Genomic DNA, 17,829 nt, shown 5'->3' with positions numbered 1-17,829 from the left:
CGGAGCGCGACGACGTTCACGATCGCGACCGACGGCGGGCGGGCGACTCACGGATCGCCTGCCGATCTTACTACGGTCGTCCCGGCGTCGTCGGCCGCCGGCAGTGACGACGATTCGACGATGCGCACGCGCTTGATGCGCGTGTTATCGACTCGTTCGACGGTCAGTTCGACACCATCGTAGGCGAACGTCTCGCCGGGCTCGACCAGTCGGCCGGCGCAGTTGAACACGAAGCCGGCGATGGTTTCGAACTCCTCGCCTTCGGGGAATTCGACGCCGATGGCGTCGTTGACGTCCTCGATGTTTACGTCGCCGTCGACACGGACGGTCCGTTCGTCGACGGTCTCGATCGGCTCTTCTTCCTGCGTGTCGAGGATCTCGCCGACGACCGCTTCGACGATGTCCTCGGTCGTGACGATCCCTTCCGTGGTGCCGAACTCGTCGATGACGACGACCTGCTCGACGCGCTCGGCGCGCATCTCGCGGAACAGGTCGTCGATCTGTTTGCTCTCCGGAACGTGGGGCGTCTCCTCGAGATAGGCTTCGAGCGACTCGCCCTCGGTCGACTCACCGTGCTTGTAGTCGCGAACGAGGGTACCGAGTTCGACCACGCCGACGACGTTGTCGAGTCCGCCCTCGTAGACCGGGAGGCGAGTGTGGCCGCTCTCGACGCACTTCGCGACGGCGTCGTCGACCGTCGCCGATCGGGCGACGGCGGTGATGTCGAGCCGCGGAGTCATCACCTCCTTCGCGATGGTGTCGTTGAACCGGAACACGCGCTGGAGCATCTCGCGCTCGTCGGCCTCGATGATCCCCTCACTCTCGCCGGTTCGGATCAGTTCTCGAATCTCGTCGCGGGTCACGTACGACGATTCGACGGCGGTGTCGCCGCCGGTGAGGCTGTTGACCAGCCGCGTCAGTTTGTCGAAGGTGACCACCAGCGGGTAGAGGGCGTACTTCGAGAACCGGAGCGGGCCGGCGACGGTGAGCGCCCACGACTCCGTGTTCTCGATGGCGTACGATTTGGGCGCGCTCTCGCCGAACAACAGGACGACCGCGGTCACCCCGAAGGTGGCCGCCAGCACCGCCTGGCCCTGTCCGATATACATCGCGAGCAGCCCCGTCGCAATCGACGACATCGCGATATTGACGAGGTTGTTCCCGACGAGGATCGTCACCAGCAGCCGATGCGGGTCGTCTTTCAGCGCGTAGACGGTCTCTGCACCAGACACGCCGTCCTCGACCAGCGCCTCGATGCGGTGCTGGGCCAGCGAAAACATCGCGATCTCCGCCGAGGAGAAAAACCCCGAGAGAACCAACAGGACCAGGAGAACGACGATGCCGATGAGAGCGGCGAGGTTCGGCGAGACGAGTCCGCCGGCGGTAGCACCGACGACGGCGGTCATCTCGAGTCCCGACATACAGGTCAGTCTCCCCCGTTGTCGGTAGCCGTCGGCCCACGGTCACGCGTTGATGGAACCGCTGTCTCGAGGTCGGCGGTGTGCCGACGCTGTCGGCGATCGGAGCCGGTCGGTGCAACGACGGCGTCAGGTACGCGTCGAGTCATGGGAATCGGTCCACGGAGGGTCGTAGGTCGGGTCGTTTGCGAAGCGATCGAGCGTCGCCGACAGCGACATTCGAGAGCCGCTGGGGAGCGATACGCGGATCGCTTTCGACTCGGGGCGTCCGCGCCCGGTGTCGCACTCGAGCGACGTGAATTCGTGTTCGCCGTACGCGCCGGCTTGCACGATCAGTTCGCGATCGGCTCCGCCGCAGTTGACCAGCGTAAGCGAGACGCCATTGCCGGTGATGCGCTCGACGAGCGCCGCGACGCCCGGCGGCAGACCGGGCCGCTCGCGCTCGGGGTCGAAGTAGCGAACCTGTGCCATCACCAGTCCGCCGTAGTAGATCGGTTGTGGCGCACCCATTGTGAGCTGGAGCAGCCCCCGATGGAAGACCGGATTTCGGTTCCGGAGGTAGTCCTCGTCGATGTCGTCGGGGTCGCCGCCTTCCCCGCGCATAAGCGCGAGCCGATCCTGGACGTGGGCGTGGTTTGCCTCCATGATCCGCTCGGGATAGTTCGGAAACGCTCCGTCGAGGTACGCCAACCAGGCGTACTCCTGACCGGCGTCGTGTTTGTTCGCCGGTCGATAGTCGACCTGCGTCCAGTCTCGAGCCCCCCAGTCTCGAAGCCGATCGACGCGCTCGCGGTCCGCCTCGGCGAGCGACAGATACCAGAGGTGAAACGCGTACGGGTCGTCCCGATGGGGGGCGAACTCGTACCAACCGTCGCGCCACAGGACTTCGCCGTCGTCCTCAGTGAGCACGCCCGAGGCATCGTAGTGGTAGTCGCCCGGATCACCGTACTTGTGTGGAACGTACAGCGTATCGTGGAGCGGGTCCTCGCTGACCTCGATGCCGTTCTCGATCAGCACGTCGAGTTGCGAGCGCGGGAACTCGAGGTACTCCCGGTCACCCTCGAGCAAGACGGCGTTCTCCGCGGCGACGATGGGGCCGATCCCGACGTAGTGCCAGCCGCCCCAGGACCAGCCGTAGTAGCCGCCGTACCATTTCCCGTCGGTGTACTCGCCGATCTCGCCGGAGCGGCCGACGTTGTCGGGGAGTATGCCGCCGTTTTCGGCCGTCCGTTCGCGCCACGCCTCGAGGTACTCCGTGACCCACTCGCGGTACCGATCGTCGCCGGTGTGGAGGTAGGCGTTGGTCACCAGGCTCGTCACGTTGAGATTCAGTGGGATGTCCCCCTTCGAACACCGCTCGTCGAGCACCTCGAACAGTCGCTCCTCGTTCGCTGGATCGAGCAGTTCCGCGGCCGCGTCGAACCCGACGTCACGCCACGGAAGTCCGTGGCTCGCCCAGCGGTAGTCGGCACCGTAGGGGTGGTGCTCGTACGCGGAGAAGTCGCAGAACTCGGGACCCATGCTTCCGTTCATCGGTCCCCTGACGAGCCGTCGCTCGCCGTCGTAATTGTTCGCGTCCGCGTCGTCGAAGTACAGGCGGGCGAATGACTCGGCCCGGTCGACGACGGTCTCGTCGTCCGGGGCCGCCAGCCCCATGTTGTAGGTGAAGAGGTTCCCCTCTCCCATGTGGAACCAGTCGCGACACTGCTCGAACTCGTCGACGACCATCGAATGGCCAAACGGCGTGTCGGTGGCCATACCGCGGCGTACCGACCCTTCGTAAGCGGTGTGTGCGTGCTCGAGGAACCGTTCGTCGCCGCCCATCGCGTACACCAGCGGCCAGTTGTAAAAGCCCTCGATCACGTCGTCGAATCCGTCGACGCCGACGTAGCCGTCGGGCGGCCAGAACGGGTCGCCGTCCTCGTCGAAATACTCGTCGACGAACCCGTCGAGCGCGTCGCTCATCGCGTCGAACAGATGCCGTTGCAACACCGCCCAATCGGGGGGACGTGTGAGTGCGGCGCTCGCCTCGATCTCGAACATACCGTATCAGAGTCGATCGAACGGATTAATAGTTTGGTGGCGGCGGAGCCGACGGTGTCATATCGCGGGCGTCCGCGGTGGCTCGGAGACGGCCGTTCGCGGTCGCACCCGTCGGAACGCGGGGGCGCGGCGGTGATACGGTCCGATACCGAGACGCGGTCGTGTTCGATCGCTACGTCTCGAGGTTCCCCTTCGAGTCCCAGATCTCGGTGATGAGGTCGACGAACAGGGCGGTCCGTTTCGGAACGCCGTCGGCCGTCGATTCGTCGATCGGACAGTTCTCGAGGTTCGAGACGAGATCCGGCGTATGTGGCATTTCTCTGACAGCATCGCGAACGTCGAACGTGATCGTCTCGTCATCGTCCGTCGACAACCACGCGGCCGCGCCCTGCCGCGCGGTGTACTCGAGGGTGTACGTTTCCCCACCGACGAGTTCGACGATCTGATCCATGGTCCCGACCTCGAGACGGGTCCGCTCGTGTTCCAGATAGAGCGTCCCGTCTTCGACCTGTGGTTCGTATCGCGGTTGGTTCGTCATCGTATGGTATCTAAACAAACAGTTCACGAACGTATAAATGACACGCCATCGCCGGCGGCTCCCGGTCGCTCCGACGGTCTCGTTGATCTACCTGGCTTCGGCGTCGCTCTCGAGGCCGGCGAGTACAAGCGGAGATGCGGGCCGTGAACAGACGCCGGTGTTACGAGAATTTGGTGTTGAGTTCGATAACGTTCGCGGCCCGCTGGACGCTTTCGGCGAGTACGCCGTGGAGGTAGTCGTCCGAGATCCGACTGACCGGCCCGGTGACGCTGATCGCACCGAGGACGGTGTTCTCGCTTCTGACGGGCGCAGCGACACAGCGGAGTCCCTCGATGTTTTCCTCGTCGTCGATCGCATAGCCGCGTTCGGTGATCCTATCGAGGTCCTCGCAGAGACTGTCGGGATCCGTGATCGTCTTCGGCGTCTGCCGCGTCAACGTGGTGTTGTCGATGATCGTCTCCCGACGGTCGGGCGGGAGGAACGCGAGGATGGCCTTCCCGAGCGATGTCGAGTGCATCGGTTGTTTTCCGCCGGCGCGCGACGCCGTTTCGACCGCTCGGTTCCCCCTCGACTTATAGAGATACGAGACCTTCATGTGCTCTTCAAGCCCGAACTGGGCGATTTCGTTGGTCTCGTCCGCCAACTCGTCGACTTCCTCGACGATCACGTCGTAGTTTGCGACCTGCTCGCGGACGTCGTTCGCCATGTCCAACACCTGCAGGCTCAGGCGGTACCCGTTTCCCGACCGGACGATGATCTCCTGATTCTCGAGGGTTCGGAGATGACTGTGGATCGTGCTTTTCGAGTGCCCGAGTTCATCCGCCAGTTCGGTCACAGTGATCTCGTCGTTCGTTCGAATCGTATTGAGGACGGTGAACGCGATCTCTACCGATCGTATTGTGCGTCTTGTTTCGTCGTTCGATGTGTTTGCCACACCCACACATGTTGCGGTTCGATAACATAAGTTTGTTCCCAAAACGGGAACCCGAAAGCAGCGGAGCGATGTCGGCGAGCAACGGCTGCCGATTCGTAGAACAACGATGATCACCGTCCCATACTCGAGGTCATAGATACGGGAGTCGTCTCACTATAACTCGGCTTGTCTCCTGTTCAGGGACACAGCGTTCTACATTTCGGCCGACCCAGATGGGGCTCCGTTCCCGAAAGAAGAATCGTACGAATTATCGGATTTTAGCCCCTAAAGTGTGCGTGCATAAACTATATCTGAATATCAGTTGTCTTTGACGATCCACCCCCGATATAATTACGAGTGTACGGTTGTAACGAAGATAGAAGAGTGATTACGAAAGTACTACTGTAAACGTTCGGTACGAGGGAATCGACCGGCTTCGACCGAGACCGCAAAAATCACACCGGTGCTACCCAGTACTGCTGACGATTGAGTCGCAGTAGCCGACTCGCTGTCTGTCGCCTCAGTAGTCCGCCGTCTTCGACGCTGTGACAGAGCCTACAGTCAAGACGGAGACCACGTCTCCAGCCCGGTGTCCGCTCCCGTCGGATGATCGCTCACAGCGGACTTTCGAAACCGGCGATCAGCGGTCCGGTTCGGCAGTTGCCTTGCCGATATGTACACGAACGCGCGGCCGGACGATCATCGACTTCGCCGATCTCGCGTTTCTCGCGGTCCGAGGTACGATCGACGGGCGCCGCCATCGGTGTAGACGATCACTCGATCGACGACGACGCTCGGGTCCATTGCGTACAGCGACAGCGTGTGGCGGCCCGATCGATCGAGTTCGTGGTCGGTCGTCGAGTAGACGCTCGAGCGGAGCACGTTTCGCTGCCACTGCGGGTCGTGCTCGCCGCCGTTTGCGTCGAAATCGACGACCGTCGGCGTCGCACCGTCAATCGCAATCGCGTACCGGTGGGGCGTCGACTCGGTCGGCGCGTGCGTCGGTAGCACCTGAACCTCGACGCGGACAGCGTCACTATCGGCCTCAAAGTCGTACTCGAGGCACGCCGCTCGCTCGCGGATTGCGTCGGCGTCGCCGTCGACGCTGGGGCCGTCGATCGGGCGGCCGGCCATCGCGGTCCCGGTCGTTCGACTGAGGCCGTCGACGGGTTCCCAGCGCGTCTCCCCCTGCGTTGTGGCCGTCGGATGCTCGGCCTCGATCGCGACGCGGCCGTTCGATTCGACGAAGACCGGCGCTCGCTCGAGGCCCGGGTCGGACTCGCCGGCGGCCTCTCTCGCGGCCGGTCGCTCTCGCGGCCGGATCGGGACCGCGACCGCGAGTTCCCGACCGGTGCCCGCGATCCGAATACGGCCGGTCGTCGGCGACTCCGGCGCGACGTCCCAGTCGACGCCGACCCAGAGCCGCTCGTCTCCCTCGACCGTTCCCGACGTTCGCTCGAGGTTGATCCATTCGTCGTCGACCGTTGCCGTCCACTCGATCGTACCTGTGCCGCGGTTGTAGCAGTCGACGAACCGCGGTCGGTCGACGCCCTGCACGATCGTCGGCAGTCGACGGGTTCGCGGCCCGGTTCCGGCGACGCCCGCCCGCCCCTCGACGGCGACCTCGAGAGTTGGACCCTGCTCGTCGGTCACGCACCCGGTCGCGGGCTGCTCGAACACCGGGAGATCACGCGGGCTCGCGGACATCATCCCGCGCCAGTTGCCGTCTGCCGAGGTGTTGTACTGCTCCGTCGCGGCGTCGATTCGCTCGAGCGCCGCCTGCGATCGGTCTGCGTACGCCGCCGCGCTCGTCCGTCCCTGTCCCGCGTAGAGCCGGCTCCGCATCGCCTCGAGGGCCCCCTCGTTCATCGCCCGCGCACAACGGATCGGGTACTCGACGAGGTGGAAGAACGCCGTTCGCGACGCCGCGGGCAGCGCCTCGCCGATCTCGCTGGCCGCCTTGTCGATTCGCTCGTAGGCCTCGAGCCGTCGCCGAGCCTCGTCGCCGTGGTGGATCGCGCTGAACGTCGGCTCGTTCTTCTCGGTGTTCGGATACACCGCATTCCAGCCCACGTGCTCCGGTTTGCGGGCGAGCACGAGTCGGTAGTACTCGGTGAGCACGTCGGCGATGTCGTCCGCGTAGGACGGATCGAACTCGCGGGCGGCCCACTCGGCGAGCCAGTCGGCCGTCGACCGCTCCGCGACGCCGTCGACGTCCCAGGCCAACTCGAAGAAGTACTCCGTCTCTTTTTCCGCCGGCTTGAGGTCGCCGACGTTCGCCATCCACAGCGTGTCGACGCCGTGTCGGTAGGCCCGATGCAGTTCCTCGCGGAGCAGCGCTGGCGGGATCGAACACAGCCACTGGTGGTCGTGCGGCCGCCCCCAGTACGAGAGGTGGTAGTAGACGCCGTGGCCGCTGGACCGCGCTCGCTCCTCGCCGGTCGGCAGTCGCCGAAGGTAGCCGAAGTTATCGTCGGGCCAGACGAGACAGACGTCTTCGGGCACCTCGAGGCCGTTTCGGTAGAGTTCGAGCGTCTCCTTGTACGGGCAGAAGATCTGCGGAACGGTCTCGACCGGTGGCCCGTGGTGTTCGTCGAGAATCTCGCGCTGCTCGTCGATCACCCGCTGGAGCAAGTCGACGCGGCCCTCGAGCGTGTCACCGCCGGGCATCCCCGAATCGTGGATCCCGCGCATGCCGACGGTAAAGATATTCTCCCGGCCGGCGACCTCGGCGACGCGGTCGGTCCAGTACTCGCGGATCCGTGCGGCGTTGGTCGCGTAGTTCCACTCGCCGTCTGCCTCCGCGTCCCACTCATCGACGTTGTTTCGGTGCATCGGCTCGCAGTGGGAGGTGCCGACGACGATACCGTACCGGTCGGCGGCCTCGAGATTGCCCTCACACCGGTAGAACGCCGTCGTTCCCTCGTGCATCGCCGGCCAGATCGTGTTCGCTTTGAGCCGCAAAAGGAGTTCGAACAGCCGTTCGTAGGTCTTCGGCCCGATGCCGTCCGGCGTCGCCGAATCGTGCGTCTCCTGTGCCCACTCCCGGAACCCGAAGTCCTCGTCGTTGATGAACACGCCGCGATACCGAACCGACGGCGGCCCCACCCGCTCGAGGCCCGCGGTCGCATAGAGGGCGTCCCGGTCGGGCGTCGGCACGTCCGCCCACCAGTACCACGGCGAGACGCCGATCCGCTTCGACAACTCGTACGCTCCGTAGGCCGTCCCGCGCCGATCGCTCCCGGCGATCAGCACGGCCGACTCGAGACCCGGCAGCGGCTCCGAGACCGTTCCGATGGCGAAGCGCTCCCGTTCGTCAGCCAGCGCCGCGCTGTCGACGTCGCTCGCCTGCAGACACCGATCGACGCTCTCCGAGCGACCGACCGTTCCGACGATCACGGCGACCCCGGAGAGATCAGCGAGCGACCCGGTGATCGCTGGTCGGCGTCCGGTGACACGTTCGATATCGTCGGCAAGGTCGGTCGCCGCGATGGTCGCGAGTTCGCGATCCGTCTCGTCGACGTAGATCTCGGCGACCGCGTTCCCGGTAACGATCGGCACATCGCCGTCTGACGGCTCGTGGGTTATCATAGCGCGTACGTCGGTACTCGAAACGGGACGGGAAAAAGGCCACGCCGTTCGCTCGTGGCCTGTCGCGACTCGAGGGATGACACCGATATCGGGACCAGTGCTCGGTCAGCTGGACTGGCAAGCACCGAATTAACCGGTTCGTCGCCGGTCAGTACCGGTCGGTCGCCGCGCGGTCGGCCGCAGCGATCGGCTGGAACGCAAGACGGAACGAGACCGGCCGCTGGGGGTCGATCCGGTACTCCTCGAGCGTCGCCGGACCGCAACTTCCCGTCCCGATCCCGCAGTGGCGGTCGTCGATCGACACCCGGATTCCCTCGCGCTCGGGCAGTTCGTGGTCGTGCGCGGCGGCCTCGAGGTCGGCAATGTCGAAGCGGCGGGCGCTGAAATCGAAGGTCGTCTCGCCGGTGACAAAGAGGCCGATCCCGCTCGAGTCGGCGAACGTCACCCAGCGGGTGTCCGTCCGATTGCCGCTCTCTTGGGGTCGCACGTATGGCGTGTGGAGGTCGGTGACCGGTCGGCTGTACCGGCCGAGCAGGGCGGCCTCCGTGCTGTCGACGTACGACTCTCCCGGTCCCCGTCCGTACCACGTGACCTGATCGAGATCGTCCGCGAGCGTGAGATCGAGTCCGATCCGGGGGAGCGAGGGCAGCACCGACAGGTCCCCTTCGGGCTCGAGTGCGGTGTCGACGGTTATCGCACCGGTGTTCTCGATCGCGTACGTCTGCTCGACCGCGAACCCGTGATCGTATATCGGCGGTGCGAGGCGACCGTCGACGGTGATCGTGACGCGGTCGGCGTCTCGCTCGCACGCGACGTCGTCGGCGCGAAACTGCAGCCGATCGAGCCCGTGCTCGCGCCAGAGCCGTGCGAAGCCGACGGTCGCGAGGTCGCCCGCCCGAACGCGCTCCTCGTTCTCGTAGCGTTCGGTAAACTGCGAAAGCAGCGTCCGCGAGAGCGGAAGCCCCCTGTCGTTGTCCGTCGGTGCGCGCCAGATCCCGACCGAGGGACCGCTCTCCAGCAGCGACCGGTTCTGGAAGGTCAGCGAGTCGATGACGCCGAACGTGCGATCGAACGTCAGGTCGAACTGCCCGTTCGAAACGCGGATCTCCTCGTCGGTCACGTCACATGTGAGCGGCGCAGAGACGCCGGTCGTCGACCGCAAAGCGGAGTCGGCCTCGGTTCTGCGTTCCGTGAGCTCGAACTGGCCGGTCGCGATCGTGTGTCCTCGCGGTGCCCACGCCGTCTCAGCAGCGAGCGAAACGTCGACGGAGAGGACGTGTTCGGCGTCTGCATCGAGTCCGTCCGCGTCGACGGGAACCGCGACCGTCGCGGCCTCGCCGGCGGCGACCGAGGGCAGCGGAAGCCGCCCGCTCTCGACGACACGGCCGTCGGCCAGCACGCGCCAGGAGGCACTGAGATGCTCGAGCGACCGGAAATCGTACCGGTTCTCGACGGTGAGTTCCCCGTGCTCGAGGGCCGCCTCGCGCAGGACGACCGGTTCGATCACCTTCTTGTACTCGGCGAGTCCGGGCGAGGGCTCCCGGTCGGGGAAGACGAGCCCGTTGATGTTGAAGTTCGCGTCGTTGGGTTCGTCGCCGAAGTCGCCGCCGTAGGCGAACCACTCCGTCCCGTCGTCGGCGGTCTGCCGGAGCCCCTGATCGATCCAGTCCCAGACGAAGCCGCCCTGTAACCCGTCGTGTTCGTAAAACAGGTCCCAGAACTCCCGGAGGTTCCCCGGCCCGTTCCCCATCGCGTGGGCGTACTCACAGAGCACGACCGGGTGCTCGAGGTCGGCGGCGGCCCACTCCTCGAGTCGCTCGAATGGCGGATACATCGGTCCGATGATGTCCGAGACCGCCTGTTCCGTATCTGGCTCGTAGTGGATCGGGCGCGTCGGGTCGCGTTCGCGAGTCACCGCCGCCATCCGTTCGTGATTGGTCCCGAGGCCGGACTCGTTGCCAAGCGACCAGCAGATAACGCTGGGGTGGTTTTTGTCGCGTTCGACCATCCGAACCATCCGATCGACGTAGGCTGCCTCCCAGCGCGGGTCGTCGCTCACGTGCTCGGTCGTCTCCGCGTGGCTCATCCCGTGGCACTCGAGATCGGTCTCGTCGAGCACGTAGAGCCCGTATTCGTTACAGAGGTCGTAAAATCGCGGATCGTTCGGATAGTGTGCCGTCCGCACCGCGTTGATATTGTGTCGCTTCATCAACTTGACGTCCTCGCGCATCGCCTCGAGCGGGACGGCGCGGCCGCGGTCGGGGTGGAAGTCGTGGCGGTTGACGCCGCGGATCGTCACCGGGCGGCCGTTGACAAGCAACTGTCCGTCGGTGATCTCGACCTCGCGGAAGCCGACCGTCTGCGAGAGGACCGTCTCGTCGTCGCTTTGGCCCTGCGAGACGCCGAGGACGAAATCGTAGCAATTGGGCGTCTCCGCGGTCCACTTCCGGGGCGACTCGACGGCCGTCTCGAACTCGAGCGTCGTCGCCGCGCCGGCCTCGAGCGAGACGGATCGGGCCTCGAGCGTCGTCGAGACCGGCGCGCCGTCCGCGTCGCGCAGCGTCGGTTCGATCCGGGCCGTCCCCTCGTCGTCGCCGACGGTTCGCACGTCGACGGACGCCCGCAGGACGGCGTCTTCGTATCGGTCGTCGAGGTCGGTCCGGACGTCGATGTCCGCGACCTGTACCGTCGGGTGGGCCGACAGGGTGACGTCGCGGAAGATCCCGCTGAGCCACCACATATCCTGATCCTCGAGGTAGCTGCCGGTCGACCACTTGTAGACGCGGACGGCGATTGTGTTCTCGCCCGCGGAGACGTAGTCGGTCACGTCGAACGCCGACGGCAGTCGGCTGCCCTCGCCGTAGCCGACTGCCTCACCGTTGATCCAGAGGTGGAACGCAGAGTCGACGCCGCCAAAGCGGAGCCGGAGCTGGCGATCGCTCCACTCCTCGGGGACGGAGAACGTCCGCCGGTACGACGCGGTCGGGTTCTCGGTCGGGACGTGTGGCGGATCGAGGGGGAACGGGTAGACCACGTTCGTATAGTGGGGATCGCCGTAGCCGGCCGTCTGCCAGTGCTGTGGCACCGCGATAGTGTCCCAGTCACCGACGTCGGCCTCCGGCTCGTGGAACCCGTCGGGCGCGGCGGTCGGCGTCTCCGCTAACTGGAACCGCCACTCGCCGTTCAGCGACGCGATCCAGGGCGAGGCCGTCCGGTTTCCCGCGGTCGCGTCGCTCGTCTCGGCGTACGGGAGGAAGTACGCGTGCGGATCGATCCGATTTCGACTGACCGTCTCCGGGTCGGCCCAGTCTCGAGTCATCGACCCCTAGTGGTCGACGAACCACCATCAATCCTCGGACGCGACGGCTCGCGCCGAACGGCGTCGACTCGAGGGCGAAACGGATCTGTGGTGAAACAAATCAATGGGAAATCGTTTTAGACCCGTGTCAACATACGTCAGTCATGAATCCGACCGCGGAGAATCCGCTTCGGACGCGAGCCGATTTCGAACGAGCCGTCGAGGACCTCATCGAGCCGCTGTACGAGCACGCCAGTGCCGGCGGCGCACGGGTGCGGCCGATGGCCACCGGGGCACACTTTCCCGCGGTCGACGCCGAACTCGAGGGGTTTGCGAGACCGCTGTGGGGACTCGTTCCGCTGACCGTCCACGGGACGTCCGATCAGTGGGACCTCGTTCGACGCGGCCTCGTCACCGGGACGGATCCAGACCACGAGGAGTACTGGGGCGAGGCGGGCGACGGCTCCCAGAAGCACGTCGAGATGGCGTCGACCGGGCTCGGACTCGCGCTGACTCCCGAACGAATCTGGGAGCCGCTCTCCGAACCGGAGCGGGAGCAACTCGTCCGATGGCTGAACCAGATCAACGACGCTGAGCTCCACGACTGCAACTGGCTGTTCTTCCGGGTCATGGTTAACATGGGGCTCCGATCGGTCGGCGCGGCCCACGACTGGGAGCGTACTCAGGAATCGCTCGATCGACTCGAGTCGTTCTATCAGGGCGAGGGCTGGTACACTGACGGCCAGCCAGGAGACGGGAGTCCGATCGACTACTACCTGCCGTGGGCGATGCACTTCTACGGGCTCGTCTACGCCGCCGTCTGCGGCGACGAGGATCCGGAGCGGGCCCGCCGGTTTCGCGAGCGGGCCGCCGAGTTCGCGACCGAGCACGTCCACTGGTTCGACGACGACGGACGCGCGATCCCCTTCGGTCGGAGCCTCACCTACCGCTTCGCGCAGGCCGGGTTCTGGGGCGCGCTCGCGTTCGCCGATCTAAACCCGCTCCCATGGAGCGTCCTCAGAGGGCTCTGGGCGCGGAACGTCCGCTGGTGGCTGAACCAGCCGATCTTCACGGACGGCGGCCTGCTGTCAGTCGGCTACCGGTATCCGACGCTGAAGACGTCGGAGGTGTACAACTCGCCGAACTCACCGTACTGGGCGCTGAAGGCGTTCCTGCCGCTCGCGCTCGAGCCGACACACTCGTTCTGGCAGGCCGACGAGGAACCGCTTCCCGACCGCCCCGAGACGGTCGTCCAGTCCGAACCTCGGAAGGTTATCTGCCGGGACGACGACCACCTGTTCGCGCTCTCGCTCGCCCAGGACAGCATCTACGGGGCGGAGAAGTACGGGAAGTTCGCCTACTCCGCGACCTTCGGGTTCTCCATGGCCGGGCAGAACGCGGGCCTCGGGGAAGCGGGACGCGACAGCACGCTCGCGCTCAGCCCGGACGGCGACCTGTACAAGTCCCCTGCCCCCGAGTCGGTCGCCGCGACCGAAGTCGACGGGACGACCCTCAAATCGCTGTGGACCCCGTGGGACGACGTCCGCGTCGAAACCTGGCTGGCGCCGGCGCTTCCGTGGCACGTTCGAGTCCACCGCCTCGAGACGTCGCGACCGCTCCACAGCGAGGAGGGCGGATTCGCACTCGATCGGACGGGCGACGACGTCCCGACGCAGTTCTCCCACGAGACCGAGGGAGCGACCGCTCGAGCCACGTATCCGAATGGGACGAGCGTCGTCGCCGACCTGCGCGGCGATCGCCGACCGGAGATCGTCCCGGCGGAACCGAACACGAACCTCATGCACCCGCGTACGGTCGTCCCGACGCTCCAGAACCGATACGACGCCGGCGAACACTGGCTGGCCACTGCCGTCCGAGCGACGGCCGAGGGGCCGGTCGATTTCGATCGGCCGCCGGAACTCATGGCGGCCGGTGACGACCGCGTCGAGATCGAGACGGCCGACGGTGACAGCGTTCTCAAGTGTCGGGCCGGCGAGATCGCGACCGCGGACCGAGCGGAGTGACGGGACATCGACCGCGGCGTTGGATACCGTGTTGCCCCGCGGGGTCGTCTCACCGGAAAACGAGGGGCGCGTGACGCCGGGTTGAAAGCCGGCCGAAACGCTACGAACTGCAGCGTCTCGAGCGCCGTACCCCTCGTGTCGGTACGCTTTTATGAGCGCCCGACGGGATGGCATACGAACACGACGATGTCACGGAACCAGCCAGTAGACCTGCGAACCGAGTACGCGTCGCGTCCGATCGGCATCGATACCCCGACGCCCGACCTACGCTGGCGGGTTGCCACCGATCGCCGCGGGGCGCGACAGACCGCATTCAGAGTGCTCGTCGCGTCGACGCCGGACCTGCTGTCGGTCGGCAAGGCGGACTGCTGGGACACCGGCAAGCGATCGACTGACCGGCCGGCGGTGACCTACGACGGCGCTCCCCTCGAGTCCGGACGCGACTACCACTGGGCGGTTCGCGTGTGGGACGAATCCGACGAACCAAGCGAGTGGAGCGAGCCGAACCGGTGGGAAATGGGGCTTCTCGAGCCTGCAGACTGGGAGGCATCCTGGATCCGCCGGCCGGACGACGGTGCGTTCGAGCGCGGTCGATTCACCTATCTGCGTCGCGAGTTCGCTCTCGACGGTGCCGTCGAACGCGCCCGTGCGTACGTCTCCGCGAGCCACCGGTACGAACTGTCGGTCAACGGGCGCGCGATCGACCGCGGTCCGGCGGCGTCCTACCCGGACAATCAGTACTACAAGACCGTCGATCTCACCGACGACCTCGAGTCGGGAGCGAACGCGATCGGCGCGCTGTGCACCTGGAACGGTGCCGGACAGGGCCGACCCGCCGCCGAACCCGGATTCGTCTGTCAGCTCGAGGTGACGTTCGCCGACGGGACTGAGCGCACCGTCGTCACCGACGGGTTGTGGCGCGTCCGCGAGGCCGAGTGGCGTGAGGACGCGCCGCTACGAAACGACGAGATCGCAGAGCCGGTCGAGATCATCGACGCTCGTCGGGCCCCGCTCGGCTGGAGCGAGCCGGGATTCGACGCGGAAGCGTGGAACCCCGCGACCGTCGTGGGCACCCACCCGACGCCGCCGTGGGATCGGCTCGTCGCCCAGCAAAGCGAGGTCGATCGGTCGCCGATCGAGCCCGACTCGATAGACCGGCTCGAGGACGGCTCGTATATCGTCGATTTCGGACGGGTCTACGCCGGACTCCCCGAGGTAGGCTTTACGGACGGGACCGATGGGCACCGGGTCGCGCTCAGGGCGGGCTACCGGCTCGCGGCGGACGGCTCGGTCGCCGAGACGGACGGGACCCAGCGGACGGACATGCGCTACGAGTACATCCAGCGCGAGGGCACGGGGACGTTCCGCCCGTGCAACTACCTCGGTCTCCGCTACCTGCAGATCGATGATCCGGGCGAGCGACTCGAGCCCGATCAGGTGCGGTTGCTAGCGACGCACAATGCCGTCCCCGACGAGCGGGCGGCGACGTTCACGTCCGACGACGAGACGGTCGATTCGGTCTTCGAACTCGCGCGCCACTCGGCGCTGTACGGCTGTCAGGGACAGTTCGTCGACACGCCGACCCGCGAGAAGGGGCAGTTCCTACTGGACAGTTTCAATGTCTCGCAGACGACGACGCGAGCGTTCGCGGAGCGTGCGCTGAGCCGACGGGCGATCGAGGAGTTCTGCCGGTCGCACTACCGGTACTGGGCGGGCGAAGGCCGGCTGAACGCCGTCTACCCGAACGGCGACGGTAAGCGCGACATCCCCGATTTCACGGTCTCCTTCCCCGAGTGGGTCTGGCGACACTACCGCACGACCGGCGATCGAGCGACGCTCGAGCGCGCCTATCCGGTCGTCACTGCTATCGCGGCGTACGTCGAGCGCCACGTCGACGGCGAGACCGGACTCGTCGCGACCCTCTCGGGCGGTGAAGGCGGCCCCTACGAGGCGGGACTCGTCGACTGGCCGCCCGAAATGCGCTACGGCTACGACCGCGACTGGCCCGTCAGAACGACGGTCAACGTCCTCTGTACGAGCGCGCTTGGCCGGGCGGCCGACATCGCGGCCGCGCTCGACCGACCGGCTCACGAGCGAGCGCACTACCGCGACCGCCAGCGCGCGCTCGAGGCGGCGATCGACGACCGGCTCCGGCAGGGCGATCGCTACGTCGACGGCTGCGACGCGACCGACGCGAGCGACACTGCCTCCCAACACGCCAACGCACTGCCGCTGGCGTTCGGTCTCGTTCCCGACGCGCGCGTCGACGCCGTCGCCGAGCGCGTGGCCGACCAGGGGACGGCGATGGGGCCGATGATGGTGCCGTGGCTGCTCAAGGCGCTCGAGACCGCCGGTCGTCCCGGCGTGGTCGTCGACCTGCTGACGAACACCGAGGACGACGGCTGGGCGAACATCATAGCACAGGGGGGCACGTTCACCTGGGAGAGTTGGCACTGTCGTGACTCTGCCCTGTCGACCGAACAGCGACACAACCGCAGCGAGTCCCACGCGATGGGCGCGACGGTGCTGGTGTACGTGCTGCGGACGCTCCTCGGCGTTCGCCCCGACGGCGTTGCAGGCGAACGCGTCGAGATCCGTCCACCCGAGACGGGACTCGCGTCGGCGTCCGGTCGGGTGCCGACCGAACGGGGACCCGTCGCGGTCTCGTGGACGCGCGGCGAGCGCGCGGACGGCCAGACGGACGACGGCGGGGAGCCGTTCCGACTCGAGGCGACGATCCCGTGGAACGCGTCGGCGACGGTCGTCCTCCCGACGAGTCCCGAAGCCCTCATCGCGACCGTCGACGGCGACCCGGTTCGAGCCGACGAGGATGTGACGACGCTGCCGGACGGCGTCTCGGCCGTTCGAGACGGCGAGCGACTCGAGATCGACGTCGAATCGGGGACCTACCGGTTCGGACTCGAGTGACCGTCGGAATCGACTCCAGCGACTCGGTGCTCGGTTCGTCGTCAGTCCGCGAGCAGCGACTCGAGTTCAGTGGCGAGAGTCTCGCCCATCGTGATCATCGCGTTATCACCGGGGTGGACCAGATCGGCGGTAAGCCCGTCGATGGTCGGTAGCAGGTCTGGCCCCTCGAGGAGCGAGACGTTCTCGTGGGGCGTCTCGGCGACGACCTCGCGAAGTTCTGCGCGGAACTGTTCGCACAGTCCCTCGGGGTCGGCACGCCGGCAGACGTCCCGTGAGTTGCGGAAGATCGTGACGGCGACGACCGGGTTCTCGGGGTGAGCGCTCGCGACTCGGTCGATCAGCCGTTCGGCGCGGTCGCGAAACTCTTCGGGGGAGAAGGAACCGACCATATTCACCGAGATCGCGAGCGTCGCGATATCCCAGTCGTCACGCTCGGCGATGTGGTCGGCCATCGCGGCGTCGCAGTAGGCGGTGCCACAAGAGCCGAGATTGATCGGATCGGCGTCGAGCCGACGGGCCGTCTGGCTGACGTAGGTCAGGTGCTCGCCAAGCGCCATCTCACCTTCGGTGATCGAGGTGCCGTAGGCGAGATAGCGTCTGTCGGGCAGTTCGTCCTCACGAGGCGGACGGACATCGCCCTCGAGACCGTGATACGCTATCGGTCCGCCACGGTGCTCGCCCGACGGCCGGAGCCGACAGACGCGGGGATCGAACGCGAGGTCCTCGACGGCCGACGGCTCGAGGTCGGCGAGTGTCTCCGGGAGCGAGACCTCGATCGCCGTCGGCTCAGAGCCGACGACGACCTCCGTCGACCCCTGAATCGGGCCCCAAAAGACGCGGACGGTGTTCTCTCCGGCGCTCCCGCCGGGGACCGTCGAGAGCGTGACCGTCGCAGAGCCATCGGGGACAAATCGGAGTTCGACGCCCGCGGGGTGGCGCATCCGCGACTGTGCGCCGTCGTTGAGTTCGGTTCTGACCGCCTCGGGAACCCGTTGTAGTAACTCTCCGTCCCGACCCTCGATCGATCGCACATCGCCGACGTTGTGAAACTGGACGCCGTCGTCGTACATATCGAA

Annotated in this window: 9 protein-coding genes; 2 read left to right on the top strand and 7 right to left on the bottom strand. The window is 66.3% G+C overall.

Going from position 1 to position 17,829, the window contains the following annotated elements; genetic code table 11:
• Nucleotides 1–47 precede the first annotated feature (47 nt).
• From ACJ70B_RS20390 to ACJ70B_RS20365, 6 genes are all read right to left on the bottom strand, one after another.
• Nucleotides 48–1,421, bottom strand: a complete 1,374-nt coding sequence (locus tag ACJ70B_RS20390; RefSeq protein WP_408960268.1) for a hemolysin family protein — start codon at nucleotides 1,419–1,421, stop codon at nucleotides 48–50.
• A 126-nt stretch (nucleotides 1,422–1,547) separates the two neighbouring features.
• Nucleotides 1,548–3,461: a hypothetical protein gene (locus tag ACJ70B_RS20385; RefSeq protein ID WP_408960267.1), complete on the bottom strand. Its 1,914-nt coding sequence runs from the start codon at nucleotides 3,459–3,461 to the stop codon at nucleotides 1,548–1,550.
• 172 nt (nucleotides 3,462–3,633) lie between these two features.
• Complete coding sequence (locus ACJ70B_RS20380) at nucleotides 3,634–3,999, bottom strand: hypothetical protein (RefSeq protein ID WP_408960266.1); 366 nt, start codon at nucleotides 3,997–3,999, stop codon at nucleotides 3,634–3,636.
• A gap of 160 nt (nucleotides 4,000–4,159) precedes the next feature.
• Nucleotides 4,160–4,933 carry an IclR family transcriptional regulator gene (locus ACJ70B_RS20375; RefSeq protein WP_408960265.1) on the bottom strand — a complete coding sequence of 258 codons (774 nt, stop codon included), beginning with the start codon at nucleotides 4,931–4,933 and terminating at the stop codon, nucleotides 4,160–4,162.
• 678 nt (nucleotides 4,934–5,611) lie between these two features.
• Entirely contained in the window at nucleotides 5,612–8,503 is a 2,892-nt protein-coding gene (locus tag ACJ70B_RS20370) for a glycosyl hydrolase 115 family protein (protein ID WP_408960264.1), read from the bottom strand.
• 148 nt (nucleotides 8,504–8,651) lie between these two features.
• Complete coding sequence (locus ACJ70B_RS20365; RefSeq protein WP_408960263.1) at nucleotides 8,652–11,822, bottom strand: glycoside hydrolase family 2 TIM barrel-domain containing protein; 3,171 nt, start codon at nucleotides 11,820–11,822, stop codon at nucleotides 8,652–8,654.
• A 143-nt stretch (nucleotides 11,823–11,965) separates the two neighbouring features.
• Here ACJ70B_RS20365 and ACJ70B_RS20360 point away from each other — a divergent pair, with 143 nt between their 5' ends.
• Entirely contained in the window at nucleotides 11,966–13,825 is a 1,860-nt protein-coding gene (locus ACJ70B_RS20360; protein WP_408960262.1) for a DUF2264 domain-containing protein, read from the top strand.
• Nucleotides 13,826–14,011: 186 nt separating this feature from the next.
• Nucleotides 14,012–16,753, top strand: coding sequence for a family 78 glycoside hydrolase catalytic domain (locus ACJ70B_RS20355; protein ID WP_408960261.1), 2,742 nt, complete (start codon nucleotides 14,012–14,014; stop codon nucleotides 16,751–16,753).
• A gap of 41 nt (nucleotides 16,754–16,794) precedes the next feature.
• Here the strand turns inward: ACJ70B_RS20355 and ACJ70B_RS20350 are convergent, their stop codons facing one another.
• Nucleotides 16,795–17,823: an SGNH/GDSL hydrolase family protein gene (locus tag ACJ70B_RS20350; protein ID WP_408960260.1), complete on the bottom strand. Its 1,029-nt coding sequence runs from the start codon at nucleotides 17,821–17,823 to the stop codon at nucleotides 16,795–16,797.
• Nucleotides 17,824–17,829: the final 6 nt, after the last annotated feature.

The organism is Natrinema sp. 74, from assembly GCF_046097095.1.
GTDB lineage: Archaea > Halobacteriota > Halobacteria > Halobacteriales > Natrialbaceae > Natrinema.
Note: the sequence above shows the minus strand (reverse complement) of the source record. Positions and strands in the feature narration are given on the sequence as shown.